Source organism: Allocoleopsis sp. (assembly GCF_036703385.1).
Lineage (GTDB): Bacteria > Cyanobacteriota > Cyanobacteriia > Cyanobacteriales > Coleofasciculaceae > Allocoleopsis.
Genome location: NZ_DATNPA010000640.1, coordinates 1 through 2,068 on the forward strand (window position 1 = coordinate 1; position 2,068 = coordinate 2,068).

The 2,068-nt window shown below is 46.2% G+C and carries 1 protein-coding gene and 1 pseudogene; both read right to left on the reverse strand.

The window, feature by feature from the left end; all coding sequences use genetic code 11:
- Positions 1-1,367, reverse strand: a 1,367-nt coding sequence (gene pyk, locus V6C93_RS30280; RefSeq protein WP_333480393.1) for a pyruvate kinase, incomplete at its 3' end; no start/stop codon positions are given.
- A 429-nt stretch (positions 1,368-1,796) separates the two neighbouring features.
- Positions 1,797-2,068: pseudogene (locus V6C93_RS30285) on the reverse strand (type I glyceraldehyde-3-phosphate dehydrogenase); the annotation flags it as partial.

Here is a 2,068-nt window from a genome sequence, read left to right on the forward strand (position 1 = left end):
TTCGTCACAAACCCATGTTGGAGAGCTGCTTGCTCCGCCAAAATAATCATGGCGTCTGTGTTATGAACTTCCTGCAACTGTAAAGATTGAACACCCCAGTAAAGTGTCAGCCGACGCTGCACTTCTTCGGTTGGCGTGACAGCAACCACCGGAATCTGCTGGCGATACTTAGACAGAATGCGTGTGGTGAAACCGTGTTCTGTGAAGCAGATAATCGCCTTAGCATTAATATTCTGCGCCAGTTGACAAGCCGCATACCCAACCGCGTTGGAAATAGTATGTTCCCGCTTACCATTGATGAACATCGAAGACGCCGCCAAACGTTCTTCAGTGGTTTCGGCGATGCTCGCCATCGTCTTCACCGTTTCTACCGGGTAACGACCCACTGATGTTTCGCCCGAAAGCATAATCGCATCTGTACCATCCAGAATCGCGTTGGCAACATCAGAAACCTCAGCCCTGGTTGGGCGAGGGTTTTGAATCATCGACTCCAGCATCTGGGTTGCAGTAATCACAGGCTTCTGATAGCTGTGGCAAGTGTCAATCAGGGCTTTCTGAATTTGAGGCACTTGTTCCAACAGCATTTCAACACCCAAGTCCCCACGCGCCACCATAATTACATCGGCAGCAGCAACAATTTCCTCCAGGTCGTTTACTGCTTCATGACGCTCGACTTTAGCAACGATATGAGTCGATTTACCAGAGCTTCTCACAATGTCTCTGACTTGCTCCAGATCTGAGGCTTTGCGCACAAAAGACAAGGCGACGTAATCCACGCCTTGCTCTAAGCCAAACATCAAGTCCTCTTTATCCTTATCCGTCAGAGGAGGCGCTGAAATTGAACCGGTCGGGAGGTTAATTCCCTTATGGCTTTTTAACTCTCCCCCGTAGATGACGATGCAGTGAATCTCATCACCACTCACCTGCTCTACCTTCAGTTTGAGTAAGCCATCGTTGAGCAGGATCGCGTACCCAGCTTTTACATCCTGAGCTAAGCCTTTGTAGGTTGAACTAAATCGCTGTGCTGTACCGAGGACATCCTCCATTGTGATCGTCGTCTTCTCACCTTCTTGAAGAATGACCCCATCTTCCATATCCCCAACGCGGATTTTAGGCCCTTGTAAATCTTGAAGAATGGCGATGGGGCGTTTCAAGTCAGCAGAAACTTTGCGAACGGTGCGGATGTACTCTAGATGGGTCGCGTGTTCGCCATGAGAGAAGTTCAACCGAACTACGTTCATACCTGCCTCGACCATTGCTTTGAGCGTGTCGTAGTCAGAACTGGCAGGGCCAAGTGTGCAGATGATTTTGGTTTTACGCATAAACACGTCTACTCTGTCAAGAGTTTTTATACTTACTGTGTCCATTGCTTTTTACCTTCTATAGTTCTGCCCTTCCGGACGTTTAACAGAGTCTTGAATAAATGATGTTTGCCCCTGACAATTCCTTTACATTTGGGTTAGAAAAATAGTGGTTGTCTCGATTGGAATTCAATCCACGCTTAGCAGAATTACTATCTGACGATGTTGGCACTACCGTTGAGAGCGGTGTTGATTAATGTTCCGTTACTGGCACGGAACTCCTACACAATAATAGTCGCATTCTTTCTAAAGGAATGTTTTATCTAACACTCTCAGCATCAATTCCAGATGAAAGAGGGTGAGCATTGCCCACCCTATTCTTTTGCTTGTAGAAATAGGTGAGTTTCAAGTTCCCTATTTTTACTATCTTTCATACCCTTGTGAGAGGATTTTTTAGGTCATTCCGACACTAAAAATGGGGTTTGGGAATTAAAATTAAGCTTTCACTTTTTCAACAGCGGCTCGAACCATTTGATTGGCATAACCCCATTCATTGTCATACCAGCTCATGACTTTGACCAAGTCACCATCGACCACTTGGGTCATGGTTAAATCAACAATTGAACCGTGGGCATCACCTACGATATCAGAGGAGACAATTTCTTCATCAGAAGCGCTCATGATACCTTTATAGCGATCGCTCTCGGCTTCTTCTCGGAAAATAGTGTTAATTTCCTCAACCGTTGTGGGTCTTTCGGTGACGAAAA